The sequence below is a fragment of the Coleofasciculus chthonoplastes PCC 7420 genome (genome assembly GCF_000155555.1).
GTDB classification, from domain to species: domain Bacteria; phylum Cyanobacteriota; class Cyanobacteriia; order Cyanobacteriales; family Coleofasciculaceae; genus Coleofasciculus; species Coleofasciculus chthonoplastes_A.
This window is the reverse complement of record NZ_DS989841.1, coordinates 363,684-384,035: the sequence shown is the minus strand read 5'-3', so window position 1 is coordinate 384,035 and position 20,352 is coordinate 363,684. Positions and strand designations below refer to the sequence as shown.

12 protein-coding genes are annotated in these 20,352 nt (G+C 46.1%); 8 read left to right on the top strand and 4 right to left on the bottom strand.

What is annotated here, in order from left to right; genetic code table 11:
• The first annotated feature begins 274 nt into the window (after positions 1 to 274).
• From MC7420_RS01580 to ppk1, 8 genes are all read left to right on the top strand, one after another.
• Positions 275 to 6,457, top strand: a complete 6,183-nt coding sequence (locus MC7420_RS01580) for a tetratricopeptide repeat protein (RefSeq protein ID WP_006098144.1) — start codon at positions 275 to 277, stop codon at positions 6,455 to 6,457.
• 86 nt (positions 6,458 to 6,543) lie between these two features.
• Positions 6,544 to 7,155 carry a hypothetical protein gene (locus MC7420_RS01575; RefSeq protein WP_232231608.1) on the top strand — a complete coding sequence of 204 codons (612 nt, stop codon included), beginning with the start codon at positions 6,544 to 6,546 and terminating at the stop codon, positions 7,153 to 7,155.
• A 148-nt stretch (positions 7,156 to 7,303) separates the two neighbouring features.
• Positions 7,304 to 8,323 (top strand): phosphate ABC transporter substrate-binding protein PstS, encoded by a 1,020-nt coding sequence (gene pstS, locus MC7420_RS01570; protein WP_044204264.1) that lies wholly within the window; start codon positions 7,304 to 7,306, stop codon positions 8,321 to 8,323.
• A gap of 247 nt (positions 8,324 to 8,570) precedes the next feature.
• Entirely contained in the window at positions 8,571 to 10,217 is a 1,647-nt protein-coding gene (locus tag MC7420_RS01565) for an iron uptake porin (RefSeq protein WP_006098290.1), read from the top strand.
• A 275-nt stretch (positions 10,218 to 10,492) separates the two neighbouring features.
• Positions 10,493 to 11,686, top strand: a complete 1,194-nt coding sequence (locus MC7420_RS01560) for an RNA-guided endonuclease InsQ/TnpB family protein (RefSeq protein ID WP_006098238.1) — start codon at positions 10,493 to 10,495, stop codon at positions 11,684 to 11,686.
• 476 nt (positions 11,687 to 12,162) lie between these two features.
• Positions 12,163 to 13,188 (top strand): L-histidine N(alpha)-methyltransferase, encoded by a 1,026-nt coding sequence (locus MC7420_RS01555; RefSeq protein ID WP_006098121.1) that lies wholly within the window; start codon positions 12,163 to 12,165, stop codon positions 13,186 to 13,188.
• Between the two features lie 16 nt (positions 13,189 to 13,204).
• Positions 13,205 to 13,537 (top strand): hypothetical protein, encoded by a 333-nt coding sequence (locus tag MC7420_RS01550; protein ID WP_157452981.1) that lies wholly within the window; start codon positions 13,205 to 13,207, stop codon positions 13,535 to 13,537.
• A 75-nt stretch (positions 13,538 to 13,612) separates the two neighbouring features.
• A complete protein-coding gene (gene ppk1, locus MC7420_RS01545) occupies positions 13,613 to 15,760 on the top strand; it encodes a polyphosphate kinase 1 (protein ID WP_044204257.1) in 2,148 nt (715 codons plus the stop codon).
• A 276-nt stretch (positions 15,761 to 16,036) separates the two neighbouring features.
• Here the strand turns inward: ppk1 and MC7420_RS01540 are convergent, their stop codons facing one another.
• The 4 genes from MC7420_RS01540 to MC7420_RS01525 form a co-directional block, all read right to left on the bottom strand.
• Positions 16,037 to 17,341 (bottom strand): pentapeptide repeat-containing protein, encoded by a 1,305-nt coding sequence (locus MC7420_RS01540; RefSeq protein WP_006097833.1) that lies wholly within the window; start codon positions 17,339 to 17,341, stop codon positions 16,037 to 16,039.
• Between the two features lie 221 nt (positions 17,342 to 17,562).
• A complete protein-coding gene (locus tag MC7420_RS01535; protein WP_006098244.1) occupies positions 17,563 to 17,913 on the bottom strand; it encodes a ribulose bisphosphate carboxylase small subunit in 351 nt (116 codons plus the stop codon).
• 78 nt (positions 17,914 to 17,991) lie between these two features.
• On the bottom strand, positions 17,992 to 18,381 hold the full coding sequence (gene rcbX / locus MC7420_RS01530; protein ID WP_006098295.1) for a RuBisCO chaperone RbcX: 390 nt from the start codon (positions 18,379 to 18,381) through the stop codon (positions 17,992 to 17,994).
• Positions 18,382 to 18,466: 85 nt separating this feature from the next.
• Positions 18,467 to 19,897: a form I ribulose bisphosphate carboxylase large subunit gene (locus MC7420_RS01525; protein ID WP_006098099.1), complete on the bottom strand. Its 1,431-nt coding sequence runs from the start codon at positions 19,895 to 19,897 to the stop codon at positions 18,467 to 18,469.
• Between the last annotated feature and the right edge of the window lie 455 nt (positions 19,898 to 20,352).

Genomic DNA, 20,352 nt, shown 5'->3' with positions numbered 1-20,352 from the left:
GGCGTTAAAAAAACATCAAACCCCAATACCTCACCCAAACCAATCATCTCAAATCAAAATAAGTGCCACGCCGCCATCGTGGGTTAGGCGGTATTTAATTGAGGAGATAACCATTTAATTAGATATCCGCCGTAACCCACCAACAGCTTGAAATGTTATGAACCTGTTCGTAGTCAGCACTTTAGTGCTGAGAAATCAAGCATTTTAAGGCACTAAAGTGCCTACTACTAACAAAATCATCTACAATCAGACTAAGCATCAGGACGGATTGACCATGGCAATCGACATCAACAATCTAAATCAACCTGACCAGGAAACCTTAGACGATTTAGTTACCACCCTAGAATTATCCGACGGGACAACCATTGTTTTTGCCATCACCCCCGAAAGCGCCCCCAATCATCCCGTCGTCGAACAATTAAAATCTGTCCTCAACCCCGATGAATTTCAGGTTGAGAACTTCTTTTATAGTCAAGAGTCGCTGATTGCGTTTCTCTATGCTTTAGACAAGAGAATCCCCCTTAACCCAGAGGCTAAAGACGAATCAGCTAAACGCCCAGTTATCATGGCGTTTGGGATTGAACAGTTACCTCGCCCCCGGATACTGAAGGAACTGAAACGGTTGAATTTGGGGCGAGAGGCGCTATTTTCACGGGAGATTGTGCTGATATTTTGGCTGAATAAGCGGGATTTTATCGATACGTTTCGCGGTTATGCGCCGGATTTTTGGGATTGGCGGGAAAAGGTGGTGAAGTTTACCACTCGTCCGCCATTGAATCCCCTACTTTATCCCTATTTGGAGAGTTTAATCGCCGAGAATTCTTATCTGAAAATGAGTGGCGTGATGCAAGTACAGCGCCAGGTTGATATTTTTTTAGACCAAGTTTATGTGTCCCTAAAGGCGGAACGTCAGCAGCAGGTGACGGAGTTTACAGGGAGGAGTAAGTTAAGCTTTGAAACCCAGAGGTACGCTGAGGTTGGCGCAGAGAGTCGCAGAGGGATAGAGTTTGCGTCGTCGGAAATGACGACGAAGACGGTGACGCATAAAGTGGATTTGGCGGAGGCGGTGGGGAGGTGTCAATATAGTGTGATTTTAGGTGATCCGGGGGCGGGGAAAACCACACTTTTGCGATATCTGGCGCTGCATTTTGCTATGGCGCAACGGGATGGGAAGGTAGAGGTTTTGGTGGAAAATGTAGAGACGCGCCATGGCGCGTCTCAGGGTACGTCTGGGAATGCAGGAAATAAGGAGGAATTTTCCCAATCTTTAGTCACTACTCCTGAATCATTGGGGAATACTCGTTTCCCGGTATTTTTACGAGTTGCGGATTATGCGGAACGGTTGGTGAAACAGCCAAATTTGAGTTTGTTGGCGTTTTTGGAAGAGTTTTATCAGCAGTGGGAAGCGGATGTTGGCAATTTGGGAGATGAGGGGGAAAATGTCCAAAGGGCGAATATTACTTCCGATGATTCTCCTTGTCTCTCCGATGAGATCCCCCCTCCGCCCCCCTTCAAAAGGGGGGAACTTCAAGAGGTTGGACAAGTTCAACCTGATGGGAATGAAATCCCCCCTCCGCCCCCCTTCAAAAGGGGGGAACTTCAAGAGGCTGGACAAGTTCAATCTGATGGAAATGAGATCCCCCCTCCGCCACCCTTCAAAAGGGGGGAACTTCAAGAGGTTGGACAAGTTCAATCTGATGGAAATGAGATCCCCCCTGCGCCACCCTTCAAACGAGCAGAACGCCAAGAAGCTGAACAAGAAAGAGAAAATCTTACTCCCCCCTTCCCTTGCAGGGAAGGGGGGCTGGGGGGGTTAGGTCAACCCTATTCCCACAATACGAATATCACCCAATTGCTGTGTGAAAAAATGCGTCAGGGTGAATGTTTGGTGCTGCTGGATGGTTTGGATGAAGTGTTTAATCAGACTAGCCGTCAGCAGATTGTTAAACAAATTGAGGCGTTTGTTACCGATTATCCCGATAACAAGTATGTGATTACCAGCCGGATTGCTGGCTATCGGGATGTGAAATTAGGCAGTCGCTTTACCCAGTTTACCATTACTCAGATGGAATTTGAGCAGGTGGAGCGATTCCTGCATTGTTGGTGTTTGGCGATTGAAAAAGCACAGAAACCAGAGGAAACGGAGGAGGTTTGGCGACGAGACGCACAGAAAGAAGCCGAGGAACTGTTAGAGGCAATTCACGGGAATGAAGGAGTCAAACGCCTCACCGGAAATCCCCTATTATTAACGATTTTGGCATTAATTCATCGCAATGGGTCGCGCCTCCCCAATCGACGGGTGGAACTGTATGCGTTGGCGGTGAAAACGTTGATTGAAGATTGGCAATTGAGTAAGAATTTACCCGATGCGCCGCAGGTGATGTTGCGGGAAAGTGAGGTGATTGAACTTTTAGCACCCCTGGCGTATTGGATGCATGAGGAGAAACCATCGGGGTTAATTACCCAAGCGGAAGCGGAAGCGCAGTTAGGAGAGAAATTGGCAGAATTAAATGATGAAGATGCGGAAGCCGATAGTGTGAAAAAAGCCGTACAGAAATTTTTGCGGCGGGTACGGGAAACGACGGGATTATTTGTCGAACGTGCGCCCAATGTTTATGGGTTTATGCATTTAACCTTTGAGGAGTATTTTGCGGCGCGGTATATTGCCGATAATGAGGTGATTGAGATTCTAGAGATTATCCAGAAGCACCAGGATGATCCGCGTTGGCAAGAACCAATTTTATTAGCGTTGGGATATTTAGGAATTCATAGTCCTAAGCGGGTGAATCGGTTAGTGGAACGGTTGTTTAAGGGGTTGGAGGACTATCAACCTGTTCTGGGAGAGGGAGAAATTCAGGTTAAAAATAGTTCATCGAGTGAGACGATTTTACAGTGGTCAGTTTTGGCGGAAGAAGGGACGATTTCCTGGCGTGAATCTGACTCTATATTGAAAGAATTGCTATTTGCGGGTCAGGTTGTGGCGGAAGTGGAGGTGAATAGCCGGATTCGGTCAAAGGTGATTGAGAAGTTAGGTGTGACTTATTTGGGATTGGATGAAGAGTTTGAGAATGAAACGATTAAACAGGTGCTGAGATTACTGCGACAAATTGAACGATTTAATCAGAAAGGGGAAGTAATCCGTTATTTGCGTCAAGGGGTTGAGGAGGCGCAAGAAATAGCCGAACGACGAGTAAAAGCACAGTCAACTATTTTATATGTGGCTTGTGGTGAGTCGGGGGCGGGATTGGTGGATTGTGTGACGGAGATTGTTAATCAGATTACTAATCGGGCGGTTGAAACCGCAGCTACACAAACAAAACCTGCCTACGCAGGTTTTCAAATCGTTGATTCTCCCCAAGTTCGCGCAGGCGGACTTGGTTTTTATAGCCACGAATTCCATTCGCCAGGGTGTGTTCCTCTATTTTGTTTAATTAAGGATTTAGTGGAGGAATTAGGGGAAGAAATGACTCCAGCGTTGGAGGTAACGCGACAAAATCAGAGTGGCGTGTCAAGGGGATTAACCTTTATCACGGCGATGTCTTACCTGCGAAGTAATCAGTATGAGAAAGCCATTCCTCTTTTAGAAGAGATAACGGAGCAAAATAACAGTGGGATTCAGGCTTATATTGATTGGTCACTGGCTGCGGCTTATCAGGGAGTGAAAAAGTTTGACCAAGCGATTGATGCTTATCAAGCCTGTTTTGAAAAGCTAGAGGCATATATTGAGCCAACGGCTTTGATGATTTTATGGAGAAATCGGGGAGTGTGTCACCGATTACATGAGAAATATGAACAGGCGCTTGATTGCTTTGAGCGAATGTTGAAGATAGCGAGAGAGGTTGGTAAACCTAAAGATGAATCACTTGCTCTTTATCACATAGGAAGAACCTATCAAGATTGGCAAAAATTTGAACAAGCAATAGATTATCACCAACAAAGCCTTGAACTCTATGAACAATTAGACAAACAGCAGGATGTGGCTAATCAGTGGTACAACCTAGCTGTTTGCTATCGAGACTGGGGACAGTATGAAAAAGCGATAGAGTGTGAACAAAAGGATTTAGCGATTTGCCAGCAGCTAGATGACCAACCCGGAATCGCTTTAGCCTACTATCAATTGGGTAGAATCTATCAGGAATGGGGCAAATATGAGGACGCGATCGCACATTTCCAACAAAGCCTCGAACTCTATGAGCAATTAGACAAACAGCAGGATGTCGCTAATCAGTGGTACTGGCTAGCAGATTGCTATCGAGACTGGGGACAGTATGAAAAAGCGATAGAGTGTCAACAAAAGTGTTTAGCCATTCGCCAGCAGCTAGATGACCAACCCAGAATCGCTTTAGCCTACTTTATGCTAGGTAGAATCTATAAGGATTGGGGGAAATATTCTGAGGCGATCGCACATTACCAACAAAGCCGTGAACTCTATGAGCAATTATACAAACATAAGGATGTGGCTAATCAGTGGTACAGGCTAGCAGATTGCTATCGCAACTGGGGAAAATATGAAAAAGCGATAGAGTGTGAACAAAAGGATTTAGCCATTCGCCAGCAGCTAGATGACCAACCCAGAATCGCTTTAGCCTACTATCAATTGGGTAGAATCTATCAGGATTGGGGGAAATATGAGGATGCGATCGCACATCACCAACAAAGCCTTGAACTCTATGAGCAATTAGACAAACAGAAGGATGTGGCTGATTCGTGGTACTGGCTAGCTGCTTGCTATCGAGACTGGGGACAGTATGAAAAAGCCATAGAGTGTGAACAAAAGGATTTAGCCATTCGCCAGCAGCTAAATGACCAACCCAGAATCGCAAGTGCCTACTATCAGTTCGGTAGAATCTATCAGGATTGGGGGAAATATGAGGATGCGATCGCACATTACCAACAAAGCCTTGAACTCTACGAGCAATTAGACAAACGAAAGGATGTGGCTGATTCGTGGTACTGGCTAGCTGCTTGCTATCGAGACTGGGGACAGTATGAAAAAGCCATAGAGTGTGAACAAAAGGATTTAGCCATTCGCCAGCAGCTAGATGACCAACCCAGAATCGCAAGTGCCTACTATCAGTTCGGTAGAATCTATCAGGATTGGGGGAAATATGAGGATGCGATCGCACATCACCAACAAAGCCTTGAACTCTATGAGCAATTAGACAAACAGAAGGATGTGGCTGATTCGTGGTACTGGCTAGCTGCTTGCTATCGAGACTGGGGACAATATGAAAAAGCCATAGAGTGTGAACAAACGGATTTAGCCATTCGCCAGCAGTTAGATGACCAACCCAATATCGCTGATGCCTACTATCAGTTAGGTAGAATCTATCAGGATTGGGGCAAATATGAAGATGCGATCGCACATCACAACCAAAGCCTTGAACTCTGTGAGCAATTAGACAAACAGCAGGATGTTGCTTCTCTGTGGTACAACCTAGCAGATTGCTATCGAAACTGGGGACAGTATGAAAAAGCGATAGAGTGTAAACAAAAGGATTTAGCGATTTGCCAGCAGCTAGATGACCAATCCAATATCGCTGATGCCTATTTTCAGTTCGGTAGAATCTATCAAGATTGGGGCAAATATTTTGAGGCGATCGCACATTACCAACAAAGCCTTGAACTCTATGAGCAATTAGACAAACAGAAGGATGTCGCTAATCAGTGGTACAACCTAGCTGATTGCTATCGAAACTGGGGACAATATGAGAAAGCCATAGAATGTATACAAAAGTGTTTAGCAATTCTCCAGCAGATCGAGGATCAACTCCATATCGCTTCAGCCTACTATCAGTTGGGTAGAATCTATCAGGATTGGGGCAAATATGAGGAGGCGATTACCCATCACCAACAAAGCCGTGATTTATACCAGCAAATCAGTCACAATAAACGCATAGCTATAAGTTACAGATACATTAGCAAAACCCAACGCCTCCTCGCCCAAACTACCTCCGACACCACCGCCGCCCTCACCCTCCTCAGCCAAGCCGAAGAAAACATACGCCAAAGCATACAAATTAATACAAAAAACGACTACAAAAAGAACCAGGGGTATGATTGCATCGCCCTCGCCCTCATCTACGCTGAACGCTTCCACCAACTTCCGGCGGATGATTTTAACTTATTGGAACAAATCAACCAATTTCAAACAAACTACACCCTCGGCTTAACCCACCTCCGCCAACTCGGACAAACCGTTGATAGTGCTGAAGAAACCCTGGATATCGCCCGCGCTTACTTACGAATTGACCCGATAAAATGGACAGAATGCACCGAATATAGAGACAAGACATCACACATCTGGGAACCCCTAAACCAAGCCGAAACCCTTACCCGCGCCGCCCTGGAAACATTCCAAGCCTATAACCGCCGTAAACTGCAAACCGCCGCGCAGCAACTTCTGGAGGAAATTGAGCAGCGCCGCGCCGACGATAACCAACCCAAAAGTTCATAGTTCGTAATAATGGGAGCCGCTTTATTGACAAATTTACTCCATTGTGAATGTATCAAGACTGGAGTCATCTTCAAGAGATTTATGACTTGACAAAAAGATCTCGGTTATGTATTTACTTAAGGTTGGAAGAAAAAGAAAAAACGAAAAAATTAATGATTTTTGGTACAACGACTGAGTGGAGAATAGTGATAGCGACAGGGATGGCTATTCTTGCCTCCTCCATTAATCTGGGTGAAGCAAAGGCTCAATCCATACCTAATCCCCAAACTGTTTTGCTTGCCCAAACCTTTGGCGGAATCGAACGAGATATAACCCTTGAGGATGTACCCCTTCCAGTTATGGCGGCGGTGCGAACGGTAACGGGTGCTGAACCCACAAGGGCAAACATTGAAATGAAACCAGATGGGTCTATTCTTTATGAATTAAGGGGTCAAAACCAGCAAGGCTTTGAATTCGTTGTTGATTCCACTCCCAATGGACAAATTATTGAGGTAGACGAAGAAATTGAGCGGAGTGCGGTTCCAGAAGATGTGATCAAGGCTCTTAAACGGTGGGAACCAAACGCCTCCATCGTCAGTACGTGGCGCAGTACTCGTCTAGGGGAATTTGTCTATGAAATTGTTCTTGATAATGATTTCTGGTTTGAAATTCCGGCGGATACGCAGCAAATCACTATTCATCAACTACAGCGTTCATAAGTCGGTGGAACAAATTAAAGTTAAAGGCTGGGGAGCGTCATTTGTCCTTTGTCAGGATTTGAGGAGTATTGACAGACTTTAATAGAGTTGGGTTGAGTTATATCAACCGACTTCGGTGAGAAAATGTTCACAACGACGCCAGAGACTCATGAAGACATTTACATTGACGAATTGGTCGAAATTTATAGCTGTGGCATTAACCGCAACGACAATTCCGTTCACGACGAGTGCTGTTTATGCTCAAGTTCTGAAAGGGTTTGGGGCTTCGTTTCCTCAACCCCTTTACCAACGCTATAGCGCCGAATACGAACGGGAAACCGGCAAAACATTTGAATACACAGCCATTGGCAGTGGCGGTGGGATTCGCAAATTTATGGAGCGAGCTGTGGACTTTGGGGCAACCACATTAATTCCGACTCCCATTGAGGAAAATCAAGTGGAAGATGGATTGCTGATGGTGCCGACTGGGGGAGGGGCTGTTGCTATTGTTTATAATCTTAAAGATGTCCCCACGAATATAAAACTTTCTCGTGAACAACTTGCCAAGATTTTTACGGGTCAAATTGGCAATTGGAAACAGGTGAATCCCCGCTTTCCGAATAAAGAAATTCAAGTGATTGTGCGCTCGGACAGTAGCGGTGCGACGTTTGTCTTGACGAAATACTTAAATAAAATTAGTGGGGGGAAGATAGAAGCCAGCCGAGAACCCGATTGGGGATTTGATATTTTTGCGGCGCGTCCCCAAGACAGTGGCGTGGCGGCAGAGGTGCGGCGCATTGATGGAGCAATTGGTTATGTTCAATCAGGTGTTGCTCAGAGGAATAATCTGCCTGTGGCTCGGCTGGAAAATCAAGCGGGTCGTTATGTTAAACCGACATTAGCAGAAACCAAGAAAGCTCTGGAAAATGTCACGTTTAACGATGATTTTACCACGGAAAATATTAATGATCCAGAGGAGGGTTATCCTTTAGTCAGTTTAACCTGGCTACTTATCTATAAAAGATATCCGAATCAAACCCAAGTCCTTGACACTCAAGACGTGTTGAAATGGATCATGACGCGGGGACAAGAGTTGAATCAAGAGCTAGAATACACCAGAATTCCCGAAGATGTCGCCCAAAAGGTGATTGAAACGGTAAATACAGAATTGAAGGTTCGCCCCTATTAAAAACCTGAATTTTAATTTCAGGGAAAAAACCGGGGAAACGGGGAAATTCGGGGCGGGTTTAGTTACATCTGGGTGGAACCGAAAAGATAGTCGTAAAACCCGCCCCTACACAGACTTCAGGTTCCCTGGAAGGTGATAAAGGAATACGCGCCAGGTTCCCTCGATAGTCGCGAAGGGTCAAACATAGGCAGTGAAACATCAGATGAAAAATTCGGGTTAGGGGATGAGGAGGACTAAAGGAAAAATTATGAACAAACAGAGTGCGCTATTGCCAGTAACATCAGCCATACTAGGTTATAATCTCCTAATTGTATCCCCAGTTTCAGCACAAGTTGATCCGATTAATCTGCCGTTCGCTGATCCGCCGACAGCCTCAACATTTGAATTGCCCATTGAAGACGCTAACCAACCGGATTCCGCCCTGGCTCAAATCACGCCGGTGAGTGAATTGCGCGATGTGAGTCCGAGGGATTGGGCGTATGAGGCATTGCGTAGTTTGGTGGAAAAATACCGTTGTTTAAGGGGTTCGAGCGACCAAACATTTGAGGGCAATCGGGCGTTAACCCGTTATGAATTTGCGGCGACACTGAACCTTTGTTTGAGTCGGATTGAAGGGTTAATTACTGACGCCAACACCAATGGGATTACTGAAGAAGACTTAGCCAGGGTGCAACGGTTACAAGCCGAATTTGCGACAGAATTAGAGACATTTATTACGGAATTAGATACCCTAGACGCCAGAGTTGTCCGTCTTGAGGATCAGACATTCAGTACGACAACAATTCTACGTGGCGGTATAAATTTTAATATAGCGGGGGCGTTTGGCGATCGCAAGGCGGTTCCTAGGAGCGAAAATCTCTCAGAAGACTTGGATGAAACCCTCACCCTCTCATCCCGTGTCAGCCTTAGCTTCGATACCAGCTTTACGGGTAGAGATCGATTGCGAACCCGGATACAAGCTGGGAATGTGAATAATTTTGGCAGTAGCGTGACGGGAACCGATATGACTCGTTTGATTGGTGCGACGAATACGGGCAATGATGTGAGCATTGGTACCCTATTTTACGAATTCCCCCTCGGCGATCGCGGCATCATGGCGATCGCGCCGGCGGCTGATTTTCCGACTCGGATTTTTCCGGCGCTGAATCCGGTTTCCTCTATTTCTAATTTTGGTGCTGAAAGCCCGATTTACTCCTTTGCCTTTGGTGCAGGAACCGTAGCCTACTACCAATTTACCGATGAACTAGCGGCTGGGGTAACCTATTTAACCACGTCGGGTAGTAATCCAGATGAGGGACTTTTCAACGGTCAATATACGGCTTTAGGTCAGGTAACGTTTACCCCATCAGACGAGTTGAGCATGGCGTTAACTTATGGTCGTTATTATGCCCCTGAACCCGGTTCAACGGTTAATATTACTGCGTCTAAGGGCAGTCAATTGGCTCAGTTACCTTTTGGTGAAAGTACTGCTACTTCCTCCAATGCTTTAGGTTTACAATCGACCTACAAGTTAAACGATCAGATGATTCTGGGCGGTTGGCTGAGCTACTTTCAGGCGAATGCGGAAGGTTCACCAACTGTGAGTGGTTTGAGTGGTTCATCTGGCGCCGATGCAGATATCTGGAGTTGGGCAGTTACACTGGCTGTGCTGGATGTGGGGAAATTAGGCAGTCAATTAAATTTTGTGGTTGGGATGCCGCCGAAAGTGACCCATAATGATATTGTTGAGCGAGAAGATGAGGATACCTCTTTACATTTTGAATTATCATATACTTATCCCCTGAGTGATCGAATTTTTATCACTCCCGGCTTGATGATGATTACCAATCCTGAACATAATGCAAATAATGATACTCTTTGGGTGGGATTGATGCGAACCAGCTTTAGTTTTTAGGTTGATGTCAAGGGAAGCCTGTCTCCTTTGTTGAACCCTGGGAACGTAGGCAGAGCCTTCTTTTTTAGCTCTGTTCGCCGGAAGCCCCACACCATACCTGTACTTCGACAGGCTCAGTAACAACCCAGGTTGGTGTCGGGATGGATAGGCGGGTCATTGTCGGTACAGAAATGACCAATAAATTAATCGGGTGAGTGTTGATTTTCGATGTACCTCTTTAGCGCTGAAACTGTAATTGGTGTATATTAAGATAGTCACCAGCCTTTGGGGAGACAATGAGAACCGCTTATCAGTACAAGCTACGCCCAACCAAACAGCAAGTCATTGAACTTGACAGATGGCTAGCTATGCTGTGCGCTGAGTACAACTATTTGTTGGCTGATAGATTCAACTGGTATGAGCAAAACCGTTCTCCAGTAAACGCTTGTCCCTTAATCTGTCATCTTCCTGAATTACAAGACAACCCAGATTACTACTCTCAGAAGAAAACCTTACCTCAACTCAAGAAAACTCATCCCTGGTATAAAGAGATTTACTCTCAAGTCCTACAAGATGTAGTCAAGCGAGTGAAGGTAACGTTTGAGAGATTTATCAAAGGCGATAGCAACGGCAAACGTAGCGGTAAGCCAAGGTTTAAAGCCCGTAACCGATATCGCACCTTGACTTACCCCCAAATGAAAGAGGGGTGCTTGCAGGGAAACCTCATCAACTTACCAATGTTGGGGAAAGTCAAGGTTATCCTACATCGCTCTATCCCTGATGGATTCAAAATAAAAACAGCATCTGTTACCAAGAAAGCTGATGGTTACTATCTGACCTTATCGATGGCAGACAAGAGAGTTCCGGAAATAAAGCCAGATTTTAACCCCGATTCAATTACAGGGATTGACGTGGGTTTAAAGGAATTTTTGACAACTTCAGATGGTGAAAATATTGCGATTCCTCAACATTACCGTAAAGCTCAAAAACGGTTAGGAGTTATCCAGAAACGGGTAGCCCGCCGAAAAAAGGGGAGTAAGGGTAGGCTTAAGGCTATCAAGCAACTAGGAAAACAACACAAGCAGGTAGCAGATAAACGGAAGGACTTTCACTTCAAGACAGCTAATTATCTGCTGTCGAAATATGATGTAGTTGCTCATGAAAATTTAAATATTAAAGGACTTGTTCGCACCCGATTGGCTAAATCTGTGTTGGATGCTGGGTGGTCAAACTTTCTGTCGATACTGACAAACAAAGCCGAGAATGCTGGGAAGTTGGTAATTCCAGTAAGCGCCCATAACACATCACAAGATTGCTCCAATTGCGGCGAGAAAGTACCCAAAAAGTTGCACGTTCGATGGCATGATTGCCCCCATTGTGGATGCAGTCTTGACCGTGATCATAACGCAGCTATCAACATAAAAAATAGAGCGGAGGGGCATCCCGTTCTTAAAGCTCAACGTCTCCTACGCAATAGCCGGATTGGTTGAGAAGCCTACACTATACCTGTACTCAGGTTAGTGTAGGAGTATGTCACTAACCCAATCTTCGATGCCAGCTACTATTTCAAAAGAACCACAATGCCTGTATGTATCTGGTCGCAGCACTAGGGTTCGGTTAATTCGGTTGAATCCTTTACGGGTTTTTCCTTGATGACCTGGTTGTCCTCCCGGTCGCCGTTTGCGTTTGTCTTTTTCCTTGTAGTGCGAGCATCTTGCTCGCTACTAATATCCATAGGATTTACGCAAAGCCTCTATGTGTAGAGTGCGATAGGGTCGCATAACGCACCTTTTCCACCTTATGTGGTGTAGCTGCGTAAGTCCTGATCCAATCTCACTGGAATGTTAAATCGGGCGCACATCGGTAATTGGGCGCACGTCGGTAATCGGGCGCACGTCGGTGCGCCCCTACGATGAATGGTGCAAGATGTAAGCTAAAGTGCTTACTACGAACCCAAAAAACATCAATGTCTAAATCTCAGCAAAATCCTATCTGTCACACCGCCCAGCCTAGTGCTGAATTTTACTCGATTTTCTCAGATGCCGAAATTTTAGATATCCTTCAAACTTTAGCCAACCGACGCGAAATTAGCCTCAAATATTTCTACAAAGGTCAAGGCGCAAACATCTGGGATAATTTTTATCTCAACTATCTGCGTCCACGCTGGTATCGACCTGTTAATCGGGAAATTGCCCTGTTAAACGATAATTTTGAAGTGATCACCCGCAAAATACACGCTGTCAACACTGTTAATCTTATCGATGTCGGCGCTGGCAATTCCTATCCGGTCAAACAGTTTATTCGTCGGCTGCATCGCTTAGGCAAAATTACTCGATATATTGCCTTGGACATTAGCGAAGACTTACTCAAGGTATCCCAGCAAAATATAAAAAAATGGTTTCCTCACATCGAGTTTATCAGCGACAGGATTGATATAGAAAATCATTCACTATCCCAAATCTTATTAAACCATCAGGTAAACCTAAAAACTGACGATACCGCCCAAATTATTTTGCATTTAGGCGTAACTATGGGCAATCATCACAATAGAACCGCAGTCCTGCAAAATTTTAGAGACAGTATGGGATACAATGATGTCCTTGTCTTCACTAACGAAATTGGTTCTAACTGTCAATGGGATGGAACGGTGAGAGGGGGGTTAAAGTATCATGTAGATCAAGTCTATGCTTGGGTAAAAAAGGCGATGGGGATTCGAGCAGAAGACTGTGAACTGGTGCGAAAGTATGACCCGAAAACTGATAGTATTGTGGCGATGATTAAATTTCGTCAGAACTATCGGATAAATTTTAGGTTAATGGGAGAGGATGAATGTCTTGAAATTGCTGAAGGTGAAGAGATTGCGATTTGGAGACAGCATAAGTTTGAAATACCTGAACTGGTGCGAGAAATAGAACAGGCTGGACCCCAACTGATCCACTACAAGACTGACAACTATTCATCGAATATTATGGTAATTTGTGAGATTGATTAGCTGTCATGTATTTAAATTGAGTATTAGTAGTAAGCAAGATGCTCAATGTAGTGAGCAAGATGCTCAATGTCGTGAGCAAGATGCTCAATGTCGTGAGCAAGATGCTCAATGTCGTGAGCAAGATGCTCAATGTCGTGAGCAAGATGTTCAATGTAGTGAGCAAGATGCTCAATGTAGTGAGCAAGATGTTCAATGTAGTGAGCAAGATGTTCAATGTAGTGAGCAAGATGCTCAATGTAGTGAGCAAGATGCTCACACTACGTCCTGGCGATTCATCTGGTCGGTCAATCAGAGATTCGACGGCTCGACTGAGCGCTCGCCGAACGTCCGTGAGGCTTGGAGCCGATAAGCTGATAGTATTTATACTGACATCCTACCCGCGCCAGAAAAGGCGAACGGATGGTGCGCCGTTTCCCTAATAATCATGGCTAAGAAATCGAAGACAACGACCGAGGTTAGTCTGAGAGACCCTAAATACTACTTCAACCGGGAACTCAGTTGGTTGGAATTTAACGATCGCGTCTTGCATGAAGCCCTCGATTCCCGAACCCCACTGCTGGAACGCTTGAAGTTTCTGGCAATCTTTAGTTCAAACCTGGATGAATTCTTTATGGTTCGGGTGGCGGGTTTGAAGCAGCAGGTGGAAGCGGGGGTGACATCCCTAACTGCTGATGGTCGCACACCTGGCGATCAATTGGATGGGATTAATCATCGGTTACTCCCCATGGTCAAGGAACAACATGAACATTTTGAACAAATCCTGCGACCATTATTGGCAAAACAGGGGATCTACCTGCTGGAGTACATGGATTTGAACTCCGAACAGCGGACTTATTTGCAAAACTACTTTGAGGAGCAAATTTTTCCGGTTCTGACGCCGCTAGCGGTTGATCCTAGCCACCCGTTCCCCTATATTTCCAACCTGAGTCTGAATCTAGCGGTGGTGGTCAAAGATCCTGAGCAGGGCGAGGAATTTTTTGCCCGGGTGAAAGTTCCCAAAGTCTTACCTCGATTTGTCGCCCTTCCCGAACCGTTACGAGAACGGCAAAAGGGAAAACCTGCTCTTTGGATGGGCGTTCCCCTAGAACAGGTGATTGCCCATAATTTAGAGTTTCTGTTTCCAGGGATGAATATCCAAGAATATCATCCGTTTCGGATTACTCGCAATGCCGACTTAGCCGTCGAGGAAGATGAAGCAGATGACCTACTCCTGGCAATTGAAGAGGGACTGCGGAAACGACGCTTAGGGGGTTCAGCCGTCCGCATGGAAATTCATGCGACTGTACCCGAAACCTTACGGGAAACGCTGATGCGGGAGATGGGACTCGAGGACAGTGATGTCTACGAAATTGACGGCTTATTGGGACTAGGGGACTTGATGTCCTTTATGGGATTACCCTTACCGGAACTCAAAGACACACACTGGACACCCGTCATGCCCGTCGAGTTGCGATCGCTCTCTGGGGAAGACGATGGCGAGGACTTCTTTAGTATTATTCGCCAACGGGATTTATTTGTCCACCATCCTTACCATTCCTTTAGCGGTACCGTGCAGCGGTTTATTACCCAGGCGGCGGATGACCCAAACGTACTGGCGATTAAAATGACACTTTATCGCACCTCTGGCGATTCCCCAATTGTCAAGGCTTTGATTAAAGCGGCTGAAAATGGCAAACAGGTCGCCGTTTTGGTGGAATTAAAAGCCCGTTTTGATGAAGAGAATAATATTCTCTGGGCGCGTAAGTTAGAACAAGCAGGTGTGCATGTGGTGTATGGGATTATTAAGTTAAAAACCCATACCAAAATCGTACTGGTGGTGCGTCAAGACGAGAAGAGGATTCGCCGCTATGTTCACATTGGCACGGGAAACTATAACCCGAAAACCGCCAGAATTTACACGGATTTAGGACTCCTAAGCTGTCGTGAGGATTTAGGGGCAGATTTAACCGATTTATTTAATTTTCTGACGGGATACTCCCGCCAGCGCTCCTATCGCAAGTTATTAGTCGCCCCGGTAAATTTACGCGATCGCATGACGACGATGATTCAGCGGGAAATTGAGCATTGTCGCCAGGGAAACACAGGGCGCATTGTTGCCAAAATGAATTCTTTAGTCGATCCTAAGATTATCGCGACTCTCTATGAAGCCTCCCAAGCGGGCGTACAAATTGATTTAATTGTCCGGGGAATTTGCTGTTTGCGTCCTGGTGTCGTAGGCGTTAGCGATAATATTCGCGTAATTAGTATTGTTGGTCGCTTTTTAGAACATTCGCGGATTTATTACTTCTATAATCAGGGTGATGAAGAAGTTTATATTGGCAGCGCTGACTGGATGCGTCGCAACTTAGATCGACGAGTTGAGGCGATTACACCGATAGAAGATCCAGAGATTATCAAAGATTTGCAAGAAATCCTAGCCATTATGATGGCAGATAATCGCCAAGCTTGGGAATTACAACCTGATGGACGTTATGTCCAACGTCAACCGGAGGATGCGAAAGAGCAATGCGCTCAAAAGATTTTCATGGAGATGGCGAAGGACTCAGCAAAGGAGGCGGCGGGAATGGCATAGTTAGGGGTTGCTTCAGGGAGTCTGGTGGTGGGGTTAGAGAGCAGGGGAAGCAGAGGGAGCTGGGGGAGCTGGGAACAGTACAGAATGGTACTGCTATAACTCTCTTCTGTCAGACTCCGAAAAATGGGGGTCAAACCCTGATTCTTTCGTTAGGTGTCGTTGGCTGTAATGACGGAAATTCGTCAGAATTTCGGAAAGTGACAGAAGAGGGATAAGCCTAAAAGCAGCATCTTCCCCATCTTCCCCATCTTTCCCATCTTCCCCTCACCTCACCCCTTATTTCCAGTCGGCGATCGCAGGCAGTAAAATATTGCTCAGAGGATGCTCTATGTACTCTTGCAGTCTGGTAATTCCGGCGCTTTGTACCGCTTCTATCACCCTGGATTTTAGAGGACGATTACTCTCAATCTGTTTAATCGCGGCGGCGACAGCAATGACTTTTTCTAATGGTGTATTTGTCGGGCAAGTTTGGCTCAATTCCTGCAAAAGTTGCTGAATTTCTGCGGCGACTTCTGACCATTTAGGTTGGGAAAGATTCTGATCCAGTTGTTCTAAAATTCGGTGAACTTCCGATACCGCCTGTTGTAGATTCGGTGGGATAGTCGGGCTGTCACTTAGGGAAGAAGACGGGGGACTTGAGTCTGTTCCCTGAGAAACACTAGGCGTTACGGTATCATAAACGGGCGGTTGAATGTCTACTTTAATCGGCGGTGCGCCAGTCGTTGCGGTGTAATTAACAGGCGGTTGGTGGGGCTGTTGGATTTCAACTTTTACCTCGGGTGTACTAGCGGATACATTCGGGTTTGGGGTTGGAGAAGCTTGCACTGGAGCAACCTCTGGACTAACTTTGACTTGAACAGTGTTAAGATGCTGACGCCATAACTGAGTAAACTCTCCCGGAGCAAAACTTCCCTGATTGGGATGGCGTTGTCGTTGACCCGTTTGCAAGTAAATATAATCACAAATTACTTCGTCCAAGTTGGTGGCGCTGTTGATTTGCCAGTCCTGTAAACAGGTTCCCGTTAAGATAGCTTTGTTAAAGTTTGCCGATAAGACTTGGGTTTTTTCTAAATTGGCTTCACTGAGATTTGCCATCCGCAGATTCGCTTCACTTAAATTTGCCACTTGCAGATTCGCTTCACTCAAATTAGCACCACTGAGGTTAGCCATCCGCAGATTCGCTTCACTTAAATTTGCCCCACTGAGGTTAGCAATTCTCAGATTCGCTTCACTCAGGTTAACCGCCGTAAGATTAGCATCAATAAAGTTGACTAAGGTTAAATAAGCTCCGTTTAAATCCGTACCCGTCAGGTTAGCTAGATTTAGGTTAACCCCTCTCAGGTTAGCCCCCCGGAGATCGGCGCTACTGATATCTGCACCCTGGAGATCCGCATCACTGAGATTTGCCATCCTCAAGTCAGCATTCTGAAGGTTCACCCCACTCAAGTTTGCTTCATTGAGATTAGCTCTACTTAGCTGTGACTGACTCAAATCGGGTACGAGTTGTGGATTCTCTTCCCGCCACTGATTCCAGGTTTCTACGCCTTGTTTGAGCAAAGCCGCATGTTCTTCATTTGCCATTGACTGCTAACCTCTTCAGTTGCCCTTTTGTCGCAGCTTAGCTCAAGAAAACAGTAACCTACAAGAGTGGAGAGAGGCGCCATGGCGCATGAGGCATGAATTGAGGATAGCAAAATCCAACAAAACGAATTTGAGTATCGCCTTCTGTCCTCTACCTTGTAAAAAAAGAGAGGTAATCAAACCTCTCCTTCCTATCTCAGCAGATTTTAAGCCTTTGCTACTTAGTAGTAACCTCGGCTACGACCACCTTCACCGGGCTTATAGATAATAAAGCTCAAAACTTGGCACTGCTTAATGTTGTCAAAACCCACAACGCGGATATAGTTGTCGCGATAGTCAGAGCGACAAGCATCTACCTCAGCCATAACTTCTTTAGGCGAAGTGGCGTTGAACAGGGGCAGCTTCCACATTGTCCAGTAGTGCTGTGTCGGTTCAGAGGTTTCGCTAAATTCGATCGCGGGAATATAACCCTGATCCAAAATGTATTCAATTTGGCGGACAATTTGCTGATCGCTCAGAGGCGGCAAATAAGACAGAGTTTCGTAACGACGCTCTTTTGGTAACGTTTGCATGGGGTTTTTCTGTGATGGTTGTGTTTTTGACGTCCGGGTATGCCAGCAGGTGACAAAAGTACCCGGTTTAATTGAGAACTAGGTATCCGAATCAGTTGGCTGTTCGGGTGAGGCTGGGTATTCAGAGATACTGAGTTGTGTCATTCGCTCAAGATACTGACGTCGATATTCCATATTCGACTGCTGAATACTGGTGCGAACCATTTCTGGCAAGAAGTCTGCCACTTCCTCAGCCAGATGCTGTCGTACAGTCATGATCCGAAACGCCAGTTCTTGTTTTTCCACCAGAAGTGCTTGGAGATAGGCATCTCCATCTTGAACTCCTTGGTTTGCCGAAAAAGAATGCAGCCACAGCGCCTGGGGGGGGTCAGTTTCACCTAATTGATCCAGGACAGTCCGCAGTGCTTGGTAGGTCATGTAATTGGTAAGCACTTTGGCTGTATCTTTGGCAACTCGTTTTAGATCCATAGTTTGATCCCAGCCCTCTAATCCGATGAAGTATCAATAATGAAGTATGAAGTTACACACTTCATACTTCACACTTCATACAGAATCAGACGGTATCAACCGCTTCATACTCGAACTTGATTTCCTTCCAAAGTTCGCAAGCCGCCGCTAATTCAGGACTCCATTTAGCCGCTTCGCGGATAACATCGCCACCTTCACGCATCAGGTTGCGTCCTTCATTACGGGCTTGAATGCAGGCTTCTAAGGCGACACGGTTAGCCGTTGCACCGGGAGCATTGCCCCATGGGTGACCCAGGGTACCACCACCGAATTGCAGGCAGGAATCATCGCCAAAGATTTCCACCAGTGCTGGCATGTGCCAAACGTGGATACCACCAGAAGCCACAGGCATGACACCGGGCATAGATGCCCAGTCTTGGGTGAAGTAAATACCGCGTTCGCGATCGCGTTCGATATGATCTTCCCGCATTAGGTCAACAAAGCCCATGGTGATGCCTTTTTCACCTTCGAGCTTACCAACCACAGTACCGGAGTGGAGGTGGTCACCACCGGACATCCGTAAGCACTTCGCCAGCACCCGGAAGTGAATACCGTGGATCTTCTGACGGTCAATTACCGCGTGCATTGCCCGGTGGATGTGCAAGAGTACACCATTGCTACGGCACCATTTTGCCAAGGTGGTGTTCGCGGTGAAGCCACCTGTCAGGTAATCATGCATGACGATCGGCGTACCCAGTTCTTTGGCGAACTCAGCCCGCTCCATCATTTGTTCGCAGGTGGGGGCGGTGACATTCAGGTAGTGACCTTTCACTTCACCGGTTTCGGCTTGGGCTTTTTCAATTGCCTCTTGCACAAACAGGAAGCGATCGCGCCAGCGCATGAAGGGCTGGGAGTTAATGTTTTCGTCGTCTTTGGTGAAGTCTAGACCACCGCGCAGACACTCATAAACGGCACGACCATAGTTCTTCGCCGACAAACCTAACTTGGGCTTAATCGTACAACCCAACAGAGGACGCCCATACTTATTCAACTTATCGCGCTCAACCACGATACCGTGAGGCGGTCCTTGGAACGTCTTCAGATAAGCGACGGGAATCCGCATATCTTCTAGACGCAGGGCTTTCAGGGCTTTAAACCCAAACACGTTCCCCACGATGGAGGTCAGCATGTTGGTTACAGAACCCTCTTCAAACAGATCCAAGGGGTAGGCGACGTAGCAGATATACTGATTATCTTCCCCACGAACTGGCTCAACTTCATAGCAACGACCTTTGTAGCGATCCAGGTCAGTCAACAGGTCTGTCCATACCGTTGTCCATGTCCCGGTGGAAGACTCTGCTGCTACCGCCGCACCCGCTTCTTCTGGGGGAACTCCCGGCTGCGGAGTCATGCGGAAAGCTGCCAGAATATCTGTATCTTTAGGAGTGTAATCCGGAGTATAATACGTTAATTTATAATCCTTGACCCCGGCATCATACCCAGCTTTCGACTGAGTTTTTGTTTTAGCGTAAGACATGTTTTCCTTCCTTAGGAACTACTGAATGTTGCGACAGGCTAAATCCATAAACATTATTAACGATTTTACGCCCTTAGTTAAGCCCTAAAATCGCTAAAATGACTCTGAAACTTAGCCCCGATTGGGTGCATCCCCACACCCAACCTGCTCGTGTTGGTTTTTGGTGTCTGAATTACCTATTATCCGCCATTTTGGGTCAAAAAACTTGACTGAGCCAAGACATTTTTTTATTGAGCGGATCGGTCAAGAGCTATTATCCCACATCACCAAACAAACGATTGCTTGACGTGGTTTTCTCTTCCCTTCTGGCTTTAGCTAATCCGGCAATTCATTTCACGCCAAGTTAAACAACCATAGCGTGTTGGCGAAGCAGCACGTCATGCAGCTCCTTGCCAGACCCGTTAAATTTTCAGCAACGTTGTTAATATACCAAAGAATTCAATAAGTTTAACTTC